Genomic DNA, 21,001 nt, shown 5'->3' on the forward strand with positions numbered 1-21,001 from the left:
CGTGTCGTGCATGGTCAGTCTATGGGCTCGGCCGGGTCGGATCGTCGCCCTCGCTCAGGGCGTCCCACTCCCGGACCGGATCGAGGTCGGGCTCCGCGGAACCGGCACCGGCCCCGGGGGTCGCCCGGGTGCGGCTGAAGCGGCGACCGCTCCGCGGCCAGGAACGGACCGTGATCGCCAGGAACAGGCCGCAGAGCACCATGAGGCACCCCCCGACGATCGCCACGACCGGCCAGCCGGTCGCCGCGACATCGCCCGCGTACGCCGCCGTCGAGCCCGACAGACCGGTCGCCTTCGTGATCGAGGGCGCCGACGCGACGAGCGGGTTCGCGAGCGCGAACGAGGTCACCGTGATGACGCCCACTCCGAGGAGCGCCTCCAGCAGGGCCAGGATGATCCGGAACGCCGGGCCGGCCAGCGCGAGCGCCAGCACGAGGGCGAGCGACGCGAGCGCGAGCGCGGGCAGCGCGGCGCCCGCGACGTCGCCGCCGATGTCGAGCGCGTGCGGGGCGAGCGCGATCCGGAACCAGGTCTGCGACCAGGCCAGGAACTCCAGGCCCGCGAGCAGCGCGACGACGGCCAGCGAGACGCCGCGCAGCCGCGCCGGACTCACGGCGTTCCGATCGCGGGCTCGAGCGGGTCGACGTCGAAGCAGGCGTGCGCGCCCGTGTGGCAGGCCGGCCCGAGCTGTTCGACCTGCACGAGCAGGGTGTCGCCGTCGCAGTCGAGTGCCGCGCCCTTGACGTACTGACGGTGGCCGCTCGTGTCGCCCTTGCGCCAGTACTCCTGGCGGCTGCGCGACCAGAACGTCACACGCCCCTCGGTGAGGGTGCGGCGCAACGCCTCCGCGTCCATGTAGCCCAGCATGAGCACCTCGCGGCTGTCGTGCTGCTGGATGATCGCGGGCAGCAGACCGTCCGCGTTGAAGACCGCGCGGCTCACGACCTCGTCGACATCGGTCATCGGACCGTCACTCCCTCCGCGCGCAACGCGCCCTTCACCTGTCCGACGCTGAGCAGGCCGTCGTGGAACACGGATGCCGCGAGCACGGCGTCCGCCCCCGCCGCGACCGCGGGCGCGAAGTGCTCGAGCGCGCCGGCTCCCCCGCTCGCGACCACCGGCACGGGGCTGATCTCCCGGATCGCGGCGACGAGCTCGAGGTCGAAGCCCTGCTTCGTGCCGTCGGCGTCGATCGAATTGACCAGCAGCTCCCCCGCGCCTCGCTGGATCGCCTCGCGAGCCCACGCGATCGCATCCAGCTCGGTCTCGGTGCGGCCACCGTGCGTCGTGACGACGAAGCCGGACGGGTACCGTTCTCTCCCCGCGGGGGCGCTCCTCTTCACATCCAGGCTCAGCACGAGCACCTGCGCGCCGAAGCGGGTCGCGATCTCGTCGACGAGGTCCGGTCGGGCGATCGCGGCGCTGTTCACGCCGACCTTGTCCGCTCCCACCGCGAGCAGCCGCACGACGTCGTCGACGGTGCGCACGCCGCCACCGACGGTGAGGGGGATGAACACCTGCTCCGCCGTCGCCGTCACCGTCGCGTACATGGTCGCGCGGTCCTCGATCGTGGCCGTGACGTCGAGGAAGGTGATCTCGTCGGCGCCCTGGGCGTAGTACAGCCGCGCCAGCTCCACCGGGTCGCCCGCGTCGCGCAGGTTCAGGAAGTTGACGCCCTTGACGACGCGGCCCGCCGCGACGTCGAGGCACGGGATGACGCGGGTGGCAACATCGGATCCGGTCATATCCGTGCCGCGTGGATCGCGCTCACCAGGATGGCGCGGGCACCCAGCTCGTAGAGCCGGTCCATGATCTGGTTCGTCTCCGCGCGCGGCACCATGACCCGCACGGCGACCCAGCCGCCGTCGCGCAGCGGCGACACCGTGGGCGACTCGAAGCCCGGCGCCACGGCGGTCGCCTGGTCGATCAGCTCGGCCGGGAGGTCGTAGTCCATGAGCACGTAGCGATGAGCGACGATGACGCCCTGCAGGCGACGGCGCAGCGTCGTCAGGCCCTCCGGGTCGCCGTTCGCGATCAGGACCGCGTTCGACTCCAGGATGACCGGGCCGAAGATCTCGAGGCCCTGCTTGCGCAACGTCGTGCCGGTCTCCACGACGTCGGCCACGGCGTCCGCGACGCCGAGCCGCACCGCGGACTCCACCGCGCCGTCCAGGCGCACGACCGTCGCGCTGACGCCGTGACGGGCCAGGAAGTCGCTCACCAGGCCGTCGTAGCTCGTCGCGACGCGCACGCCCTCGAGGTCGGGGAGCCCGCCGAAGCGGTCGGGCGGGCCGGCGAAGCGGAACGTCGAGGAGCCGAAATCGAGCACGTCGACCTCGGTGGCGCCGGAGTGCGAGTCGAGCAGCAGGTCGCGGCCGGTGATCCCGACGTCCAACGCGCCCGAGCCGACATAGGTCGCGATGTCGCGCGGACGCAGGTAGAAGAACTCGACGTCGTTGCGCGGGTCCGCGACGATGAGCTCCTTGGGGTCGCGGCGGCCGGAGTAGCCGGCCTCGGCCAGCATGGCCCCCGCGGTCTCGGAGAGGGTGCCCTTGTTGGGCACGGCGATGCGCAGCATGGGGATGAGATCCTTCGGGTCGTCGGGTGGGCGGCGGGATCTCAGAGATGTCGGTAGACGTCCGCGGGCGTCAGGCCCTTCGCGAGCAGCAGCACCTGCAGGTGGTACAGCAGCTGCGACACCTCGAGCGCGGTGGCCTCGTCGGTCTCGTGCTCGGCCGCCATCCACACCTCGGCGGCCTCCTCGACGATCTTCTTGCCGATCGCGTGGATGCCCGCATCGAGCTCAGCGACCGTGCGCGACCCCTCGGGGCGCGCCGCCGCCTTCTCGCCGAGCTCGGCGAACAGCTCGTCGAAGGTCTTCACGCCCTCAAGGCTACCGACTACCGCACGCCCAGGAGATCGATGACGAACACGAGGGTCCGCCCGGAGAGCCGGTGACCGCCGCCCGCGGGGCCGTAGGCCCAGGCCGGTGGGCAGACGAGCTGCCGGCGGCCGCCGACCCGCATGCCGGGGATGCCCTCCTGCCACCCGCGGACGAGGCCGGCGAGCGGGAACTCGATCGACTCGCCGCGGTCCCAGCTGGCGTCGAACTGCTCGCCGGTCTCGAAGTCGACGCCCACGTAGTGCACGTCGACGCGCGCACCGGGCGTCGCCTCGGGTCCGTCGCCGACGACGAGGTCGGTGATGACGAGCTCGGTCGGGGCCGGGCCCTCGATGAAGTCGATCTCGGGCTTGGTCATGTCTGCCATGGGTCCATTCAAGCCCATGCTCCGACCGGCCCGGTCGAGTGCGTCGAGCAGGTCGGCGAGGGCCTCCGGGTAGATCGTCTCGGTGCTCGTCCGCAGCTCGGCCGTGGTCCACCACCGCATCTCGTCCTGCGCCCCGCGCTCCAGGTCGGTCCATCCGGAGCGGTCGGGCTCGAAGCGCGCGACCCGGATCGCGTAATACACCTCGTGCTGGCGCAGCACCATGCCGTTCCAGCCGAATTCGGCGTCGCGGCGCCACACCACGGGCCCGAGCGGCACGCCCGTGAGGCCGGTCTCCTCGGTCAGCTCGCGGGTCGCGGCCTCCTCGTCGCTCTCCCCCGGCTCGACACCGCCGCCCGGCGTGGTCCACCAGGAGCCGCCCGCCTCCTCGAGCGGGTCATGGCCGTGGATGAGCAGGATCGCCCCGTCGTCGTCGCGCAGCAGGATCCGCGCCGCATTGCGGTCGATCGGCTCGGTCATGCCGCGGCGGCCGCCGCGCGCAGGGCGCCGATCGCGGCCGCCGGATCCTCGGCGCCGTAGACGCTCGATCCCGCGACGAACGTGTCCGCGCCCGCCGCCGCCGCACGGGCGATGGTCCCAGCCGAGATGCCGCCGTCGACCTGCAGCCAGGTGCCGGTGCCGGCGGCGTCGATCGCCGCACGCACGGCGCGGATCTTGCCGAGCATGTCGTCCATGAATCCCTGCCCGCCGAAACCCGGCTCCACGGTCATGACGAGCACCTGGTCGTAGGCGTCCAGGTGCGCGATCACCTCGTCGGCCGGCGTGCCGGGCTTGAGCGCGATGCCCGCACGGGATCCGGCCGCGCGCAGCCGCGCGGCCAGTGCGAGCGGGTCGTCCGTCGCCTCCGCGTGGAAGGTCACCGAGAACGCGCCGAGCTCCGCGTATCCGGGAGCCCAGCGGTCGGCATCCGTGATCATGAGGTGCACGTCGAGCGGCACGGGCGAGACGGCCTGCACCCGCCGCACCATCTCGGGGCCGAAGGTCAGGTTCGGCACGAAGTGGTTGTCCATGACGTCGACGTGCACGGCGTCCGCGGTCGCGATCCGCTGCAGCTCCGCCTCCATGTTGACGAAGTCGGCGGAGAGGATGCTCGGCTCGATCCGCACGCTCACGCCTCGACCCTACGGCGCCGGGACGGCGCGCATCAGGCAGCGCGCAGCAGTTGGATGAACATCGCGTCGGTGCCGTGCCGGTGCGGCCAGAGCTGGGCGCTCGGCGACGCGGGCAGGCCGAGGTCGCGGGTCGCGATGCCGGCGAGAACGGCGGGGGTGTCGACGGCCCGCAGCCCCGGATGCCGGCCCAGCACCGCCGCGACCTGCTCGCGCGTCTCCGCGGGATGCGGCGAGCACGTGACGTAGGCCAGCAGCCCGCCGGGACCCAGCGCGACGACGGCGGCATCCAGCAACGCCGCCTGCAGCGGGACGAGCTCGGCGAGGTCGGACGGCTGCTTGCGCCAGCGCGCCTCGGGGCGACGGCGGAGCGCGCCGAGGCCCGTGCACGGCGCGTCGAGCAGGATCCGGTCGTACTCCCCCGGATGGTCCCGGCCGAACGCGACCGCGTCGCCCTCGTGCACGACCGGCGGCGGATCGAACACCTCCAGCGCGCGGCGCACGAGCCCGGCGCGGGCCGGGATGAGCTCGTTCGCCTCGAGGACGGCTCCCCCGAGGCGTGCCTCGGCCGCGAGCAGTGCGGCCTTGCCGCCCGGGCCGGCGCACAGATCGAGCCAGCGCTCCCCCGGGGAGATCGGACGGGCGCGGCTCAGCGCGAGCGCCGCGAGCTGCGAGCCCTCGTCCTGCACCCGGGCGCGGCCGGATGCGATCGGCGGCAACGCGGCCGGGTCGCCGCCGGGCGACGCGGCCGCCACGGGCGAGACGCCTCCCGGAGCACCGAGTTCCGCCGGCTCGGCGAGTCCCGGCAGCGCCACCAGCGCGACCCGCGGGGCGACGTTGTCGGCGGCCAGCAGCTCCGGCAGCTCCGCGGCGGCGTCCTCGGCCGCCAGCGCGGCGCGGAACGCCTCGACCACCCAGGTCGGGTGCGCGGACTCGGCCGCGAGCAGCTCGTCGCCATCGAGCCCCGCGAGAACGCGCGCGCGCCACTGATCCGGGGTCGACCGGGAGACCGTGCGCAGCACGCCGTTCGCGAACCCGGTCGCCCGCTTCCGGCCCGCGGCCGTGACGAGCGACACCGATTCGTCGACCGCCGCGTGGGCGGGAACCCGCATCCCGAGCAGCTGCCGCACCCCGAGCCGCAGCGCGTCGAGCACCTCCGGGTCGATCTTCTCCACGGGCCGTCCCGCCGCCAGCGCGATGACGCGATCGTCGTAGCCCTGCATCCGCAGTGCGCCGTAGCTGAGCTCGGTCGCGAGCGCGGCATCCGCCGGCGAGAGCCGAGCCTGACGGATCCGCGAGGGCAGCAGGAGGTTCGCGTACGCGTCCCCGTCGTGCACGGCGCGCAGCACACCGTACGCGACGCGTCGCGCGGGGCTGATGCTCACGAGACGCGGTCCCGAGCCCCGGCCGGGCGGCCGCGCCACCAGTCGGCGGCCGGCATCGGGCGCCGTCCCGCGGGTTGGACGAGCACGAGCTCGACGGGCTCGCCGCCGGTGCCCACCAGCACGCGTCCCTCGCGCACGGCCAGCGCGCCGGGCTCCAGCGGCGTGACGCCGCGGGCCGGCACCGCATCGAGGATCTTCAGCCGCTGGCCGTCCAGTTCCGTGAACGCTCCCGGCTCCGGCGTGACGCCGCGGATGCGGGCGTCCACTTCGTCGGCGTCGGCGCTCCAGTCGACCCGGGCGTCGTCGATCGTGAGCTTGGGCGCGAGGGTGAGCTCGCCGTCCTGTTCGACCGCGACCGCGGTGCCGGAGGCCAGTTCATCGACGACCTCGACCAGCAGCTCCGCGCCCTCCGCGGCCAGCGCATCCAGCAGATGCCCCGCCGTCTCACGGGCACCGATCGGGCGGCGCTGCATCGCGAAGACCGGGCCGGCATCCAGTTCCGGCACGAGCTGGAAGACCGCCGCCCCGGTCTCCCGGTCACCGGCCATCACGGCGCGCTGGACGGGCGCCGCCCCGCGCCACCGCGGCAGGAGCGAGAAGTGCAGGTTGATCCAGCCGAGCCGCGGGGCCGACAGCAGCGGCTCGCGGATCAGCCCGCCGTAGGCCACCACGACGCCCAGGTCGGCTCGCAGGGCGATCAGGCGCTCGGTCACCGCCGCCAGTCGATTGGCCTTGACGACGGGGATGCCGTGCTCCGCCGCGAGGTCGGCGACCGGGGTCGGTGTCAGCACCCGCTTGCGCCCGAGCGGTGCGTCCTCCCGGGTGACGACCGCGACGACCTCGTGCGGTCCGGCGATCAGGGCCCGCAACGAGGGGACCGCGGCGGCCGGACTCCCGGCGAACACGACCCGCAACGACTGCACTCCTCGACGCTAGCGGTCACCGCGGCTCGCGACCGGCACCCGGTCACTCGGCGAACGGGTCCGGATCGTCCAGGCGCACCTTGAGCGGGAGCGGCTGCCGCCCCCGGCGCGGTGCCCCGGGGGTCGGCTTGCGCCGGGCCGTCGCCTGCCGGATGACCTCGGCACGCAGCGCGGCGGCGACGGCCGCTCCGTGCGCGTAGTCGAAGCGGATGATCGAGCGTGCGGCGTCCCCATCGGCCGTCGTGCCCACCACCTCGGCGCCCTCGGGAAGGGCCGCACCCCCGGCCGCCACGGCGTCGGGCCGGCCCTGCAGCGTCGCCATCCGCACCGCGGGCGGGAACCGCAGGGCGCGCCGGTCGGCGAGCTCGGCTCGAGCGTATGCGGCGGTGTCGCCGGTGACCATCGCGGTCGCGAGGGCGCCGCCGACGCCGACGAGCACGACCCGGGCGTCGTCGGCGGCCAGGGCGCTCGCCGCGGTCCACCAGCGCAGCACGTCCTCCCCGATGCGCAGACTCGCGCGAGCCACCATCCGGTCGCCGTCGAGCAGCAGCACCGCGCGGTAGCCCCCCGCGGCGATCGGCTCGGCGCCGCGGGTCGCGATGACGATCGCGGGCTCGGGGCCCACCTCGCGCACCGTCCGCTCGCCGTCGGCGATGACGATCCGGATGCCGGGGAACGCGCGTCCGAGATCCTCCGCCGTGCGGGTGGCACCGGCCCCGCTCGGCCGCAGCCGGGTGCCGCCGCAGGTCGCGCACGCCCACGCGGCATCCGGCGAACCGCACCACCCGCAGGACGGCACGCCGCCCGCCCGCGCCTGCCGGAGCGGACCGCCGCAGCGGCGGCACCGCGCCGCCTCGCCGCACTCGGCGCAGCGCAGCCCCGGCGCGTAGCCGGGCCGCGCGACCTGCACGAGGACCGGGCCGCGGCGCGCCGCCTCGGACGCCTCGCGCCAGGCGACCGAAGGGATCCGCGCCCGGGCCGCGAGCCGGTCCCGCGCATCGATGTTGGCGGTCGGGATCACGTGCGGCCGCGACAGGCGCGCCGGCGCCGCGTCGCGCACCCAGCCGACCTCGACGAGCCGTTCGACGTCGGTCGTGCGCGTGTGGCCGGCGAGCACGAGCGCCGATCCCTGCTGCTCCTGCCGGATCAGGGCCGCATCCCGCGCGTGCACGTACGGCGCGAGCGGCTCGCCGAGCAGCGGGTCGCCGTCGTCCCAGACCACGATGAGCCCGAGCCGGGCGGCCGGCGCGTAGATCGCCCCCCGGGTGCCGAAGACCACCGCGGGCGCCGCCTCCATGGCCCGCAGCAGACCGCGGTACCGCTCCGGATTGCTGAGGGCGGCATCCCAGCGCACCCGCGCCGAGGCGGGCACGAGCGGCGCGAGCGCGGCCGCGAACTGATCCTCGTCGCGGTAGTCGGGCAGGACGACGATCGCCGACTCGCCCGCCGCGACGGTGCGTGCCGCCAGCCGCGCCAGCACCGACGCCCAGCGCCCGGCCCAGGCGTCGCCGATGCGTTCCACCCCGGTCGGCACCCGCAGCGCCAGCCGCTCGTGCGCCGCGAGGGCGCGCACGAGATCGTCCGGGTACTCCGGCAGTCCGGGTGCAGCGATCGCCGGAGCGGCCGGCTCCTCGCCGCGGGCCAGCCAGGCCTTCTCGACGCGCACCTGCCGGGTCGGGATGGCGTGTCGCAGCACGTCGGACGCCGAACCCGCCGCGCGATCGGCCACCGCGCGTGCCAGCCGCCACACCTCGGGCCTCAGCACGGGAACCGGCGACACGACGGCCGCGAGATCGCTGAGCGGTCCCGGGAACGCCTGCTGGTCGGCGAGCTCGACGACGAACCCGTCGGCCCGCCGGCCCGCGGAGCGCAGCGGCACCGAGACGCGCACCCCCGGGGCGACCTCGAATCCGTCCGGCACGCGGTAGTCGAGCAGCCGGTCGAGCTGCGGCAGCGACGAGTCGACGAGGACCCGCGCGATCGCGCTCACGGCTGAGCGACCGCCCGCAGCTGGTCGACCCGGTCGGTGCGCTCCCAGGTGAAGTCGGGCAGCTCGCGGCCGAAGTGGCCGTAGCTCGCCGTCGGCGTGTAGATCGGGCGCAGCAGGTCGAGGTCGCGGATGATCGCGGCGGGACGCAGGTCGAACACCTCGCGGATCGCGGCGATGATCCGCTCGTCGGGCACGGCGGCCGTTCCGAACGTCTCGACGTAGAGCCCCACCGGCGACGCCGTGCCGATCGCGTACGCGACCTGCACCTCCACCCGGTCGGCGAGACCGGCCGCGACGACGTTCTTCGCCACCCAGCGCAGGGCGTAGGCCGCGGAACGGTCGACCTTCGACGGGTCCTTGCCGCTGAACGCGCCGCCGCCGTGCCGCGCCGCGCCGCCGTAGGTGTCGACGATGATCTTGCGGCCGGTGAGGCCGGCATCGCCCTGCGGGCCGCCGATCTCGAACCGGCCGGTCGGGTTGATGTAGCGCTGCGCGTTCTCCCACGGCAGATCGACCCGATCGAGCACCGGACGGATCACGAGCTCGATGAGCTCCGCCTCGAGCTGCTTGGTGCTCACCCGCGGCGAGTGCTGAGCCGACAGCACGATCGCCTCGATGGAGCGCGGGACCGCGCCGTCGTAGCCGACGGTCACCTGGGTCTTGCCGTCCGGGCGCAGGTAGTCCACCTCCCCCGCCTTGCGCACCTCGGCGAGGCGCTCCGCGAGCCGGTGGGCAAGCCAGATCGGCAGCGGCATGAGCTGGGGGGTCTCGCGCACCGCGTAGCCGAACATGATGCCCTGATCGCCGGCGCCCTGGCGGTCGAGCTCGTCGGCGCTGGAGCCCACGCGCGTCTCGAGCGCCGTGTCGACCCCGAGGGCGATGTCGGGCGACTGGCCGCCGATCGAGATCTCGACGCCGCAGGAGCGCCCGTCGAACCACACGTCGGACGAGTCGTAGCCGAGCGCGGTGATGCGGTTACGCACGATCGACGGGATGTCGACGTAGCCGCTCGTGCTGACCTCGCCCGCCACGTGCACGAGTCCCGTCGTCACGAGGGTCTCCACGGCGACGCGCGCGTGCGGATCCTGCGCGAGCATCGCGTCGAGGATGCTGTCGCTGATCTGGTCGCAGATCTTGTCCGGGTGCCCTTCCGTGACGGACTCGGACGTGAAGAGGCGCAGATCGCTCACGGGGACCTTCTGATGGGGGCGGAGCCCGCCGGTCAGGCGAGCACGTCGAGGATACGGTCGGCGACCGACGCCTTGCTGCCGCTCGCCTCGGCCACGATATCGCCGGATGCCGCGAGCACCGTGACCGCGTTGGTCGCGGTGCCGAAGCCCTCGGACCACCCGACCCTGTTGAGGACGAGGAAGTCGCACCCCTTGCGGGCGATCTTGGCGCGGCCGAGCTCGAGCTGCCGCTCCGGGTCGCGCTCCGTCTCGGCGGCGAACCCCACCACGACCTGCCCCGCCCGCCGCGCGGCGGAGAGCTCGTGCAGGATGTCGGGGTTGCGCACGAGCCGCAGCGCGAGCTCGTCGCCCTGGACGTCCTTCTTGATCTTCTCGTCGGCCACCGAGTCGGGACGGTAGTCCGCGACCGCGGCGGCCATGATGACGACGTCCGCGGTCTGGGCCGACAGCAGCGCGGCCTCCTGCAGCTCCGCCGTCGTCGAGACGTGCTGCACCCGGAGTCCGTCGGCGGGCACCTCGAGGTTGGCGGCGATCAGCGTGACCTCGGCGCCGCGCCGCGCGGCCGCGCGCGCGAGCTCGACGCCCTGCCGGCCGGTGGAGCGGTTGCCGATGAAGCGCACGGGGTCCAGCGGCTCACGGGTGCCGCCCGCCGTCACGACAATCCGGCGACCCGCCAGGTCGTGCCGGGCGTGGGAGCCGGCGACCGCGAGGGCCGCCTCGGCGATCTCGTGCGGCTCCGACATCCGGCCCGGTCCCGAGTCGGTACCGGTCAGCTGCCCGTCGGCCGGACCCACGATGCGGATGCCGCGCGCCACGAGCGTCGCGACGTTCGCCTGCGTCGCGGCGTTGCGCCACATCTCGGTGTGCATGGCGGGCGCCACGACGAGCGGCGCCTCGGACGCGAGGATCGTCGTGCCCAGCAGGTCGTCGGAGAGCCCCGCGGCCAGCTTGGCGAGGGTGTGCGCGGTCGCCGGCGCGACGATGATGAGTTCCGCGCTCTGCCCGAGCGCGACGTGGCGCACCTCGGCGACGTGATCGAACAGGTCGCTCGTGACGTCGTTGCGGCTGATCGCCTCCCAGGTGGGCGCCCCGACGAATCGCAGCGCCGAGGCGGTCGGCACCACGTGCACATCGTGACCGGCGAGCACGAGCTCTCGCACGAGACCGACGGTCTTGTACGCCGCGATCCCGCCGGCGACGCCGACGACGATCTTCATACCCGTGGGGCGCGCCGCGTCCTACTCGGCGATCGGCTTGAGGACGAGCTTGTCCTCGTTGATCTCGTGCAGCGCCACGGAGAGCGGCTTGTCGTCGATCGTCGAGTCGACGAGCGGACCCACGTTGTCGAAGAGCGAGCCCTCGTGCAGGTCGGCGTAGTAGTCGTTGATCTGACGCGCACGCTTCGACGCGAAGATGACCAGCTGGTACTTCGAGTCGACGCGCGAGAGCAGCTCATCGATCGGCGGGTCGATGATGCCGGAGTTCTTGTCGGCCATGGGATGCTCCTTGCGAGGTCGTCAGCGCCCGTCGAGGTCGATCAGGGCACTTCGAGCAATTCTACGACCTCGTGCGCCGCTTGGCCGACGTCGCGGTTCACGACCTTGACGTCGAACTCATCCTGGGCCTGCAGCTCGACCTTCGCGGTCTCGAGCCGCCGCGCCTGCTCGACCGGGCTCTCGGTGCCGCGCCCGACCAGTCGGCGCACGAGCTCCTCCCAGCTGGGCGGCAGCAGGAACACCAGCAGCGCCTCCGGCATAGCCGCTCGCACGGATCGCGCGCCCTGCAGGTCGATCTCCAGCAGCACGCTGCGACCGGCCGCCAGCGCACGCTCGATCGGCGGTCGCGGCGTGCCGTAGCGGTAGGCGTTGTGCACCGTCGCCCATTCCAGGAACTCGTGGTCGGCGATCATCCGGTCGAACTCGGCGTCGCTCACGAAGTAGTAGTGCTGCCCGTCGACCTCGCCCGGTCGCGGCGGGCGCGTGGTCGCGGAGATGCTCAGCAGCACGTCCGGGTAGTTCGCCCGGATGTACTGCGACACCGTGCCCTTGCCGACCGCCGTCGGACCGGCGAGCACGACGAGCCGGCTGCGGTCGGGTGTGCCGGCCCCGCGCGGGCGGCTCTGCCGCTCGCGGCCGATGAGCCAGACGCGCAGCCGATCGCGCTGCCGGACGCCGAGCCCCCCGATCTTCTTGGAGCGTGCGATCCCGAGCTCGGCCATGACCCGATCGGTCTTGGTCGGGCCGACGTTCGGGATGCTGAGAAGCAGCTCCCGCACGCGCATCGCCGCCTCCGGGGCCGTGAGCTCGCCCGCCCACGCGGCCTCGGCGACGTCGATGGCCCGGCGCGCCCGGATGGCGACGTCGTGCTTGACCGCCGCCCGGGCCCGGCGGGCGGCGATCGCGGCCCGCGATGCGGCGGCGCGGTCGACCTCGGGCGGTGTGCCGCCCCGGCGGTCGATGCGGGGGGTCTCGTCTACCACTGCGCCTCCGCCGCATGCGCCGCGATCGCGTCGGAGAGCCCGTCCGGACCCGCCCGCAGGATGCTGCGGGAGGCGGAGGCGAGCACGAGGTCCGCCGCATCACCGAAGCGGGCGCGCGCGTCGACGAGGCGCGCCCCCTGAGCGCCGTGGCCGGGGGCGAGGATCGGCATCCCGATCAGGTCGTCGCGGTCCAGCCCGACAGCGACGAGTGCTCCGGTCGCCCCGATCACGACGCCGTGCCCGCGTGCACGCACCTCGTCGACGACCGCGCGCGCGACGCTGCGGCCGTCCCGCAGGAGTGCACCCTGCAGGGGCGCCGCCTCGGGGTTGGAGGTGGCGGCGAGCACGAACAGCCCCTTGCCGGCCGCGTCCGCCCGCTCGAAGGCGGGGGTCAACGCGCCGACGCCGAGGTAGGGCGACACGGTCATGGCATCGGCCTCGAGATCCGCCCCCGGAGTCAGCCAGCCCTCGGCGTACGCGTCCATCGTCGAGCCGATGTCTCCGCGCTTCGCGTCGGCCAGCACGAACAGGCCGGCTGCGCGTGCCGACGCGAGCACCTCGACCAGGGCGGCGGCGCCGTCAGCGCCGTGCCGCTCGAAGAACGCCGCCTGCGGCTTCACGACGCCCGCGACGCCGGCGGTCGCCGCCACGACCCGCAGCCCGAGCTCCCGCGCGCCGGCCGCGGAATCCTCGAGCCCCCAGGAGCGCAGCAGCTCCGCGTGCGGGTCGATCCCGACGCAGAGGTGCCCGTGCGCCGCGATGGCGGCGCCGAGCCGATCGCGGAAGCTCACGAGACGACCGCCGCCGCGGCGCGCTCGGCGCGCTCGGCCCGATCCCGGGCGTAATCCTGCAGGCTGCGCACCCGGATGGCACGGTTGTGGGCCTCGAACGACGCGACCGCGGCGCCGAGCTGGGCGATCGTCGTGAACAGCGGCTTGTCGGCCGCGACCGTCGCCGTGCGGATCTCGATGCCGTCGGCCCGCGCGCTGCGGCCCGACGGCGTGTTGATCACCATGTCGATCCGGCCCTCGTTGATGAGATCGACCACCGAGGGATCGCCCGGTTGCACGACCTGGCCCTGGAAGTACTTGCGCACCGTCGTCGCCCGGATGCCGTTGCGTGCGAGCACCTCGGCGGTGCCCTCGGTCGCCACGATGTCGAACCCGAGCTGGGTCAGGCGCAGGACGGGCAGCACGACCGCGCGCTTGTCCCGGTCGGCCACCGAGACGAAGACCGTGCCGCTGTCGGGCAGACCGCCGTAGGCGGCATCCTGGCTCTTCGCGAACGCGCGCGGGAAGTCGGTGTCGATGCCCATGACCTCGCCGGTGGAGCGCATCTCGGGTCCGAGCACCGAGTCGACGACATGGCCCTCGCGGGTGCGGAACCGCTTGAAGGGCAGCACGGCCTCCTTCACGGCGACCGGGGCATCCAGCGGCACCGACGAGCCGTCGTGCTCCGGCAGCAGCCCGTCGTGCACGAGGTCGGCGATCGAACGGCCCACCATGATGAGCGACGCCGCCTTGGCGAGCGGGATGCCGAGCGCCTTGGACACGAACGGCACGGTGCGCGAGGCCCGCGGGTTCGCCTCGAGCACGTAGAGCACGCCTGCCCCGATCGCGAACTGCACATTGAGCAGTCCCCGAACCCCGATGCCCTCGGCGATGCGGCGGGTGGCCTCGACCACCTGCTCGATGATGTCGCGGCCGAGGGTGACGGGCGGGAGGGTGCACGCCGAGTCGCCGGAGTGCACGCCGGCCTCCTCGATGTGCTCCATGACGCCGCCGATGTAGAGCCGGGATCCGTCGTAGAGCGCGTCGACGTCGATCTCGATCGCGTCGTCGAGGAAGCGGTCGACGAGCAGCGGCGATCCGGGACCGATCATGGCCTCGCTGCGCACCCGGTCGAAGTAGTCCTCGAGCGCGGGCGTCGAGTAGACGATCTCCATGCCGCGGCCGCCGAGCACGTACGACGGACGCACGAGCACCGGATAGCCGATCGACTCGGCGACCCGCACGGCGCTCGGCGCATCGGTCGCGGTGCCGTTCTTCGGCGCGAGCACCTGCGCGTCGTGCAGGATCCCCGCGAACAGCCCGCGCTCCTCCGCCAGGTCGATCGCCGACGGGGTCGTGCCGAGGATCGGCACGCCGGCCGCCTCGAGGCCCTTCGCGAGCCCCAGTGCGGTCTGGCCGCCGAGCTGCACGATGACGCCCACGAGCTGGCCCGACTGCGACTCCGCGTGGATGACCTCCAGCACGTCCTCGAGCGTGAGCGGCTCGAAGTACAGCCGGTCGCTCGTGTCGTAGTCGGTCGACACCGTCTCCGGATTGCAGTTGATCATGACCGTCTCGTAGCCGGCGTCGTGCAGCGCGAAGCTCGCGTGCACGCACGAGTAGTCGAACTCGATGCCCTGCCCGATGCGGTTGGGCCCGGAGCCCAGGATGATGACCTTGCGCCCGGCCGACGGCTCCACCTCGGTCTCGAGGTCGTAGCTCGAGTAGTGGTACGGCGTGTAGGCCGGGAACTCCCCCGCGCAGGTGTCGACCGTCTTGTACACCGGCCGCACGCCCGCCTGCCAGCGGACGTTGCGCACCTCCTGCTCGGTGAGTCCGCGCAGCTGCGCGATCTGGGTGTCGGAGAAGCCGTGGTCCTTCGCGAGCTCGAGCAGCGCACGGTCGAACGGGCGAAGGCTCGCCACCTCGGCCGCGACCTCGTTGATGAGCACGATCTGGTCGAGGAACCACGGGTCGATCCCGGTCGCGATGTAGAGCTCGTCGATCGTGGCCCCGGCGCGCAGCGCCTGCTGCACGGTCACGATGCGGCCGTCGGTGGGGGTCTTGGCGAGCTCGATCAGCTCGGCCTTCGGTGCCGGCTCGCCGAGCCAGTGGAAGCTGCTGCCGCGTTTCTCGAGCGAGCGCAGTGCCTTCTGCAGCGCGGTCGCGTAGTTGCGGCCGATGGCCATGGCCTCGCCGACGCTCTTCATCGTCGTGGTGAGGGTGGCATCCGCCGAGGGGAACTTCTCGAACGCGAACCGCGGCACCTTGACGACGACGTAGTCGAGCGTGGGCTCGAAGCTCGCCGGGGTGACTTTCGTGATGTCGTTCGGGATCTCGTCGAGCCGGTAGCCGATCGCGAGCTTGGCGGCGATCTTGGCGATCGGGAATCCGGTCGCCTTCGAGGCGAGCGCGGAGCTGCGCGAGACCCGCGGGTTCATCTCGATCACGATCACCCGGCCCGTGGACGGCTCGACCGCGAACTGGATGTTGCAGCCCCCGGTGTCGACGCCGACCGCGCGGATGATGTCGATGCCGATGTCGCGCAGGCGCTGGTACTCGCGGTCGGTCAGGGTGAGCGCCGGCGCCACGGTGATCGAGTCGCCGGTGTGCACGCCGACCGGGTCGACGTTCTCGATCGAGCAGACCACCACCGTGTTGTCGGCCTGATCGCGCATGAGCTCGAGCTCGTACTCCTTCCAGCCGAGGATCGACTCCTCGAGGAGCACCTCGGTGGTCGGAGACTGGTGCAGGCCGTCGCCCACCATCCGCACCAGCTCGTCGTGCGTGTAGGCGAACCCGGAGCCGAGGCCGCCCATCGTGAAGCTGGGGCGCACCACCATCGGGTAGCCGAGGTCGTCCGCCGCGGCGAGGGCCTCGTCGAGCGTGTGCACGATGTGGCTGCGGGCCACCTCGGCCCCGCACTCGAGCACGAGCTCCTTGAAGATCTGCCGGTCCTCGCCCTTCTTGATGGCGTCGACCTTCGCCCCGATCAGCTCGACGCCGTACCTGTCCAGGATGCCCGCCTCCTCCAGCGCGATGGCCGCGTTGAGCGCGGTCTGGCCGCCGAGGGTCGGGAGCACCGCATCCGGGCGCTCCTTTGCGATGATCGCCTCGAGCGCCTCGTTGGTGATCGGCTCGATGTAGGTCGCGTCGGCGAAGTCGGGGTCGGTCATGATCGTCGCCGGGTTCGGGTTGACCAGGATGACGCGCACCCCCTCCGCGCGGAGCACACGGCAGGCCTGGGTGCCCGAGTAGTCGAATTCGGCCGCCTGGCCGATCACGATGGGGCCGGACCCGATGACGAGGACGCTGGTGATGTCGGGGCGCTTGGGCATCTAGGCCGTGCCCTCCTTCCGGCCAGGATTCCCTGACTGATGAGCGACGACCATGTCCACGAACCGGTCGAAGAGGTAGTTGGCGTCGTGCGGTCCGCCCGCGGCCTCCGGGTGGTACTGCACCGAGAAGGCGGGGATGTCGAGCGCGCGCAGCCCCTCGACCACCTGATCGTTGAGGTCGACGTGGCTCACCTCGACCCGGCCGTAGCCGTTCGGGCTCTCGACCGCGCCGTCCAGCGGCGCGTCGACCGCGAAGCCGTGGTTGTGCGCTGTGATCTCGACCCGGCCGGTGAGGCGGTCGAGCACCGGCTGGTTGATCCCGCGGTGCCCGAACGGCAGCTTGTAGGTGCCGAAGCCGAGCGCCCGTCCGAGCAGCTGGTTGCCGAAGCAGATGCCGAAGAACGGCAGGCCCGCGTCGAGCACACCGCGCAGCAGCGCGACGTGCTCGTCGGACGCACCGGGGTCGCCCGGTCCGTTCGAGTAGAAGACCGCGACCGGATCGACCGCGAGCACGTCCTGCAGCGTCGAGCTCTGCGGCAGCACGTGCACCTCGAAGCCGCGGCGCGCGAGATTGTCGACCGTCGCCTGCTTGATACCGAGATCCAGGATGGCGAGGTTGCCGATCCGCTCCCCCTGCGCGGGTGTGACCGTGTCGGCGAGAACCGAGACCTCGGCCGAGAGGTTGCGGCCGGTCATCTCGGGGGCCTCGCGCACGATCGCCAGGTGGGCGTCGGCGTCGAGCGCGGCATCCGGTCCGGAGAAGACGCCCGCCCGCATCGCCCCCCGGTCGCGCAGGTGGCGCGTGAGGGCACGGGTGTCGATGCCGCGGATGCCGACGATGCCGTTCTGGGTCAGGTCGTCGTCGAGCGACCGGGTCGCCCGGAAGTTGCTGACGATGCGCGAGGGGTCGCGCACCACGTAGCCGGCCACCCAGATGCGACGTGACTCGGGGTCCTCGTCGTTGACGCCGGTGTTGCCGATGTGCGGCGCGGTCTGCACGACGATCTGCCCGGCGTAGCTCGGATCGGTCAGCGTCTCCTGGTAGCCCGTCATCCCGGTCGCGAACACGGCTTCGCCGAGTGTGCGACCGCGGGCGCCGTAGGCGCGTCCGGTGTAGCGCGTGCCGTCCTCGAGCACGAGCACGGCTCCGTCGTTCGGGGTGGCGCTCACGCGACCTCCTTCTTCCGGTCGGTGGGGATCAGGTCCTGAATCGCGGCGACCAGCGCCGCCGGGTCGTCGGGTCGCAGGTAGCTGTCGACCTCGGCCTCTCCCAGCATCCAGCGCACGAACACCAGCCCGGAGCCGCCGACGGCCCGGTCGATGGTCCAGGTCGCGCGTCCCACGCCACGGAGGTCGACCGCGGGGATGAAGGCGGGTCGCTCGCCCGCGATGTCGAGCCGGATGCCGACCGCGGCGACCGTGATCTCGGCGCGGCCCCGGAATCCCAGCCCGTGCACGGTGATGCGCTCCAGCGGGGCGTCGGCCGGCGTGGTCGCGACGTAGAACAGGTCGACGCGCAGCTCGACGTCGCCGAGTTCGGCGGGCGGTGCCGCGGGTTTCGCGACATCGGCCTGCCGGCGGCGGCGCGCGCGCCAGCCGAGCGCCATCCCGGTGAAGACGAGCACCAGGACGACGATCACGACCGCGGCGTCGAGGAACATGCCGTCAGTGAGCGCTGGCACGCGCCACCTCCTCCTCCGGACGCAGGTGCCCGTCGAGCACCGTCGGCACGCCGCCGTGCACGGTCGCGACGACGCGACCCGGCAGCTCGGTGCCGAGGTAGGGCGAGTTGACGCTGCGTCCGTGCAGGTTCTCGATCGAGAACGCGCGTCGCGCCGCGGGGTCGACGAGGGTCAGGTGCGCCGGGCTGCCGAGAGCGAACGGCGCGTCGTAACCCCCCAGCCGCCCGATCGCCGCCGGGGCCGACGAGAGCACGCGCGCGACATCGACCCAGCCGAGCAGTCCGGTGTCGACCATCGCCGCCTGCACGACGCTGAGGGCGGACTCCAGTCCGACCATGCCGAAGCTCGCCTCGGCCCAGGCCGCCTCCTTGCTCTCCACCGGATGCGGGGCGTGGTCGGTCGCCACGATGTCGATCGTGCCGTCGGCCAGCGCCGCACGCACGGCCGCCACATCCTCGGTGGAGCGCAGCGGCGGGTTGACCTTGTACCGGGCGTCGTACGACGCGGCGAGCTGCTCGGTCAGCAGCAGATGGTGGGGTGTGACCTCGGCGGTCACGGCGATCCCGCGGCCCTTGGCCCAGCGCAGCACCTCGACGCTGCCGGCGGTCGAGACGTGGCACACGTGCAGGCGCGCGCCGACCTGGTCGGCGAGCAGCACGTCGCGGGCGATGATCGCCTCCTCGGCGACGCCCGGCCAGCCGGCGAGCCCGAGCTCGGAGCTCAGCTCGCCCTCGTTCATCTGCGCGCCCTCGGTGAGGCGCGGCTCCTGCGCGTGCTGCGCCACGACGCCGTCGAAACCGGCCACGTACTCGAGTGCGCGGCGCATGAGCAGCGCGTCGGCGACGCACTTCCCGTCGTCGCTGAACATCCGCACCGCGGCGCGGGATCGTGCCATGGCGCCGATCTCCGCGAGCCGCCGGCCCTCGAGCCCGACCGTGACCGCGCCGACCGGCCGCACCGTCGCGTAGCCGTGCTGCGCACCGAGCGACGCGACCTGCTCGACCACGCCCGCCGTGTCCTGCACGGGGAACGTGTTGGCCATCGCGTGCACCGCCGTGAAGCCGCCGGCCGCTGCCGCGCGGGTGCCGCTCAGCACGGTCTCGCTCTGCTCGAAACCGGGTTCGCGCAGGTGGGTGTGCAGGTCGACGAGGCCGGGCAGCGCCTGCAGGCCGTCGGCGTCGATCCGGATGGCCCCCGCCGGTGCGTCGTCGACGAAGACGCCGCCGTCGACGACGAGGTCGCGCCGGGTTCCGTCCGGCAGCGTCGCGCCGGAGATGACGAGCGCGCTCATGAGGCGCCCTCCTTGCGTCCGCCCGCACCGAGCACGAGGTAGAGCACCGCCATCCGTATCGACACCCCGTTCGTCACCTGGTCGAGCACGACCGAGCGGGCCGAGTCGGCCGCCGCGGACGAGATCTCGAGACCGCGGTTCATCGGGCCGGGGTGCATCACCATCGTATCGGCGGGCAGCCGGGCGAACCGGGCCTCGTCGAGGCCCCACTCCCGGGTGTACTCGCGCTCGTTGGGGAAGAACGCGTCGTGCATCCGCTCGCTCTGGATGCGCAGCATCATGACGGCATCCGGGTGCTCGCCCCAGGGCTCCCCGGCCAGGGCCGCATCGAGGTCGGTCCCGGTGCTGACCGGCCATCCCGCGACCCCCGGCGGCAGCAGCGTGCCGGGGCCGACGAGGTGCACGCGCGCGCCGAGCGTCGCCAGCAGCCAGGCATTGGATCGGGCCACGCGCGAGTGCAGCACGTCGCCGACGATGGTGACGCGCAGGCCCTCGAGGTCGCGCCCGCGCGACGCATCGCCGTGCCGGGTCTTGCGCATCGTGTACGCGTCGAGCAGCGCCTGGGTGGGATGCTCGTGCGTGCCGTCGCCGGCGTTCACGACCGCCGCGTCGATCCAGTCGCCGTCCGCGAGGGTGCGCGCCGCCCCGGATGCCCCGTGGCGGATGACGACGGCATCCACGCCCATCGCCGCCACCGTCTGGGCGGTGTCCTTGAGGCTCTCGCCCTTGGAGACGCTGGAGCCCTTGGCGGTGAAGGTGATGACGTCGGCCGACAGCCGCTTGGCCGCGGCCTCGAAGCTCAGCCGGGTGCGGGTCGAGTCCTCGAAGAACAGGTTCGCGACCGTGCGCCCGCGCAGCGTCGGCAGCTTCGGCACGGCGCGGGTGGCGACGGCGGCCATGTCCTCGGCGACGTCCAGGATGCCGACCGCCTCGTCGCGCGAGAGGTCGCGCACGCTGAGCAGGTGCCTCACCGCGCCACCCCCTCTGCGCCGTCGCTCGCTCCGACGACGACCTCGTCGACGCCGTCGAGCTCGGTCAGGCGCACGTTGACACGCTCGCCGGGTGCCGACGGCAGGTTCTTGCCGACGAAGTCGGGGCGGATCGGCAGCTCGCGATGGCCGCGGTCGACGAGCACGGCCAGCCGCACGGCGCGCGGCCGCCCGAGGTCGTTGATCGCGTCGAGGGCGGCGCGGATCGTGCGGCCCGAGAACAGGACGTCGTCGACGAGCACGACCGTGGCTCCGTCGATGCCCGCGGGGGGCACCCGGGTGGGCTGCGGCGTGCGGGTGGGCTGGCGCGCGAGGTCGTCGCGGTACATCGTCACGTCGAGGGCGCCGATCGCGGCGTGGCCGGGTCGCAAGCGCTCCAGCACCGCGCCCAGGCGCTCGGCGAGCACGACGCCCCGGGTGGGGATGCCGAGAAGGACGAGCGGACCGGGGACGGCATCCGGGTCGACCGGCGAAGCCTCGAGGATCTCGTGAGCGATACGCGTGATCGCGCGCTCGATGTCAGCCTGCTGCAGCACGGGACGTGCCGGCATCCTGACCTCCTTCCCCG

Annotated in this window: 21 protein-coding genes and 1 pseudogene; all 22 read right to left on the reverse strand. The window is 73.2% G+C overall.

What is annotated here, in order from left to right; all coding sequences use genetic code 11:
* Positions 1-19 precede the first annotated feature (19 nt).
* Entirely contained in the window at positions 20-613 is a 594-nt protein-coding gene (locus ABD285_RS11300; protein ID WP_344202639.1) for a Trp biosynthesis-associated membrane protein, read from the reverse strand.
* On the reverse strand, positions 610-963 hold the full coding sequence (gene hisI, locus ABD285_RS11305) for a phosphoribosyl-AMP cyclohydrolase (protein WP_284255492.1): 354 nt from the start codon (positions 961-963) through the stop codon (positions 610-612). The genes ABD285_RS11300 and hisI overlap by 4 nt, the downstream gene beginning before the upstream one ends.
* The gene (gene hisF, locus ABD285_RS11310; RefSeq protein ID WP_284255491.1) at positions 960-1,745 is read right to left on the reverse strand and encodes an imidazole glycerol phosphate synthase subunit HisF; all 786 of its coding nucleotides are present in this window, start codon (positions 1,743-1,745) and stop codon (positions 960-962) included. The genes hisI and hisF overlap by 4 nt, the downstream gene beginning before the upstream one ends.
* A complete protein-coding gene (gene hisG, locus ABD285_RS11315) occupies positions 1,742-2,578 on the reverse strand; it encodes an ATP phosphoribosyltransferase (protein WP_284255490.1) in 837 nt (278 codons plus the stop codon). The genes hisF and hisG overlap by 4 nt, the downstream gene beginning before the upstream one ends.
* Before the next feature lie 41 nt (positions 2,579-2,619).
* Positions 2,620-2,883 carry a phosphoribosyl-ATP diphosphatase gene (locus tag ABD285_RS11320; protein ID WP_284255489.1) on the reverse strand — a complete coding sequence of 88 codons (264 nt, stop codon included), beginning with the start codon at positions 2,881-2,883 and terminating at the stop codon, positions 2,620-2,622.
* Between the two features lie 17 nt (positions 2,884-2,900).
* A complete protein-coding gene (locus ABD285_RS11325; protein ID WP_284255767.1) occupies positions 2,901-3,269 on the reverse strand; it encodes an FKBP-type peptidyl-prolyl cis-trans isomerase in 369 nt (122 codons plus the stop codon).
* Positions 3,270-3,353: 84 nt separating this feature from the next.
* Positions 3,354-3,746: pseudogene (locus ABD285_RS11330) on the reverse strand (NUDIX hydrolase); the annotation flags it as partial.
* A complete protein-coding gene (rpe, locus tag ABD285_RS11335; RefSeq protein ID WP_284255487.1) occupies positions 3,743-4,399 on the reverse strand; it encodes a ribulose-phosphate 3-epimerase in 657 nt (218 codons plus the stop codon). The pseudogene ABD285_RS11330 and the gene rpe, both read right to left, overlap by 4 nt.
* 32 nt (positions 4,400-4,431) lie before the next feature.
* The gene (locus ABD285_RS11340) at positions 4,432-5,781 is read right to left on the reverse strand and encodes an RsmB/NOP family class I SAM-dependent RNA methyltransferase (protein WP_344202640.1); all 1,350 of its coding nucleotides are present in this window, start codon (positions 5,779-5,781) and stop codon (positions 4,432-4,434) included.
* Entirely contained in the window at positions 5,778-6,695 is a 918-nt protein-coding gene (gene fmt / locus ABD285_RS11345) for a methionyl-tRNA formyltransferase (RefSeq protein WP_284255765.1), read from the reverse strand. Before fmt ends, ABD285_RS11340 begins: the two co-directional genes overlap by 4 nt.
* Positions 6,696-6,747: 52 nt before the next feature.
* Positions 6,748-8,694 (reverse strand): primosomal protein N' family DNA-binding protein, encoded by a 1,947-nt coding sequence (locus ABD285_RS11350; RefSeq protein WP_344202641.1) that lies wholly within the window; start codon positions 8,692-8,694, stop codon positions 6,748-6,750.
* Positions 8,691-9,884, reverse strand: coding sequence for a methionine adenosyltransferase (metK, locus tag ABD285_RS11355; protein ID WP_344202642.1), 1,194 nt, complete (start codon positions 9,882-9,884; stop codon positions 8,691-8,693). The genes ABD285_RS11350 and metK overlap by 4 nt, the downstream gene beginning before the upstream one ends.
* A 32-nt stretch (positions 9,885-9,916) precedes the next feature.
* Positions 9,917-11,101, reverse strand: coding sequence for a bifunctional phosphopantothenoylcysteine decarboxylase/phosphopantothenate--cysteine ligase CoaBC (gene coaBC, locus ABD285_RS11360; protein ID WP_284255484.1), 1,185 nt, complete (start codon positions 11,099-11,101; stop codon positions 9,917-9,919).
* A gap of 21 nt (positions 11,102-11,122) precedes the next feature.
* Positions 11,123-11,380: a DNA-directed RNA polymerase subunit omega gene (gene rpoZ, locus ABD285_RS11365; RefSeq protein WP_284255483.1), complete on the reverse strand. Its 258-nt coding sequence runs from the start codon at positions 11,378-11,380 to the stop codon at positions 11,123-11,125.
* Between the two features lie 41 nt (positions 11,381-11,421).
* On the reverse strand, positions 11,422-12,363 hold the full coding sequence (gene gmk, locus ABD285_RS11370; protein WP_344202643.1) for a guanylate kinase: 942 nt from the start codon (positions 12,361-12,363) through the stop codon (positions 11,422-11,424).
* Positions 12,357-13,154: an orotidine-5'-phosphate decarboxylase gene (gene pyrF / locus ABD285_RS11375; protein ID WP_344202644.1), complete on the reverse strand. Its 798-nt coding sequence runs from the start codon at positions 13,152-13,154 to the stop codon at positions 12,357-12,359. The genes gmk and pyrF overlap by 7 nt, the downstream gene beginning before the upstream one ends.
* Positions 13,151-16,471, reverse strand: a complete 3,321-nt coding sequence (gene carB, locus ABD285_RS11380; protein WP_344202645.1) for a carbamoyl-phosphate synthase large subunit — start codon at positions 16,469-16,471, stop codon at positions 13,151-13,153. The genes pyrF and carB overlap by 4 nt, the downstream gene beginning before the upstream one ends.
* The gene (carA, locus tag ABD285_RS11385; RefSeq protein WP_344202646.1) at positions 16,472-17,641 is read right to left on the reverse strand and encodes a glutamine-hydrolyzing carbamoyl-phosphate synthase small subunit; all 1,170 of its coding nucleotides are present in this window, start codon (positions 17,639-17,641) and stop codon (positions 16,472-16,474) included.
* On the reverse strand, positions 17,638-18,153 hold the full coding sequence (locus tag ABD285_RS11390) for a PH-like domain-containing protein (protein WP_284255482.1): 516 nt from the start codon (positions 18,151-18,153) through the stop codon (positions 17,638-17,640). The genes carA and ABD285_RS11390 overlap by 4 nt, the downstream gene beginning before the upstream one ends.
* The gene (locus ABD285_RS11395; protein ID WP_344202647.1) at positions 18,137-19,444 is read right to left on the reverse strand and encodes a dihydroorotase; all 1,308 of its coding nucleotides are present in this window, start codon (positions 19,442-19,444) and stop codon (positions 18,137-18,139) included. The genes ABD285_RS11390 and ABD285_RS11395 overlap by 17 nt, the downstream gene beginning before the upstream one ends.
* Entirely contained in the window at positions 19,441-20,415 is a 975-nt protein-coding gene (locus ABD285_RS11400) for an aspartate carbamoyltransferase catalytic subunit (RefSeq protein ID WP_284255481.1), read from the reverse strand. The genes ABD285_RS11395 and ABD285_RS11400 overlap by 4 nt, the downstream gene beginning before the upstream one ends.
* Positions 20,412-20,984: a bifunctional pyr operon transcriptional regulator/uracil phosphoribosyltransferase PyrR gene (pyrR, locus tag ABD285_RS11405; protein WP_344202649.1), complete on the reverse strand. Its 573-nt coding sequence runs from the start codon at positions 20,982-20,984 to the stop codon at positions 20,412-20,414. Before pyrR ends, ABD285_RS11400 begins: the two co-directional genes overlap by 4 nt.
* Between the last annotated feature and the right edge of the window lie 17 nt (positions 20,985-21,001).

Origin of the sequence: Pseudolysinimonas kribbensis, from assembly GCF_039531715.1 — a bacterium.
GTDB classification, from domain to species: domain Bacteria; phylum Actinomycetota; class Actinomycetes; order Actinomycetales; family Microbacteriaceae; genus Pseudolysinimonas; species Pseudolysinimonas kribbensis.

Bases quoted from the DNA above. Each gene is read 5' to 3' on its own strand.
- hisI (WP_284255492.1), bottom strand. From the start codon at position 963: ATGACCGATGTCGACGAGGTCGTGAGCCGCGCGGTCTTCAACGCGGAC.
- hisF (WP_284255491.1), bottom strand. From the start codon at position 1,745: ATGACCGGATCCGATGTTGCCACCCGCGTCATCCCGTGCCTCGACGTC.
- hisG (WP_284255490.1), bottom strand. From the start codon at position 2,578: ATGCTGCGCATCGCCGTGCCCAACAAGGGCACCCTCTCCGAGACCGCG.
- ABD285_RS11325 (WP_284255767.1), bottom strand. From the start codon at position 3,269: ATGGCAGACATGACCAAGCCCGAGATCGACTTCATCGAGGGCCCGGCC.
- coaBC (WP_284255484.1), bottom strand. From the start codon at position 11,101: ATGAAGATCGTCGTCGGCGTCGCCGGCGGGATCGCGGCGTACAAGACC.
- rpoZ (WP_284255483.1), bottom strand. From the start codon at position 11,380: ATGGCCGACAAGAACTCCGGCATCATCGACCCGCCGATCGATGAGCTG.
- carB (WP_344202645.1), bottom strand. From the start codon at position 16,471: ATGCCCAAGCGCCCCGACATCACCAGCGTCCTCGTCATCGGGTCCGGC.
- ABD285_RS11395 (WP_344202647.1), bottom strand. From the start codon at position 19,444: ATGAGCGCGCTCGTCATCTCCGGCGCGACGCTGCCGGACGGAACCCGG.
- pyrR (WP_344202649.1), bottom strand. From the start codon at position 20,984: ATGCCGGCACGTCCCGTGCTGCAGCAGGCTGACATCGAGCGCGCGATC.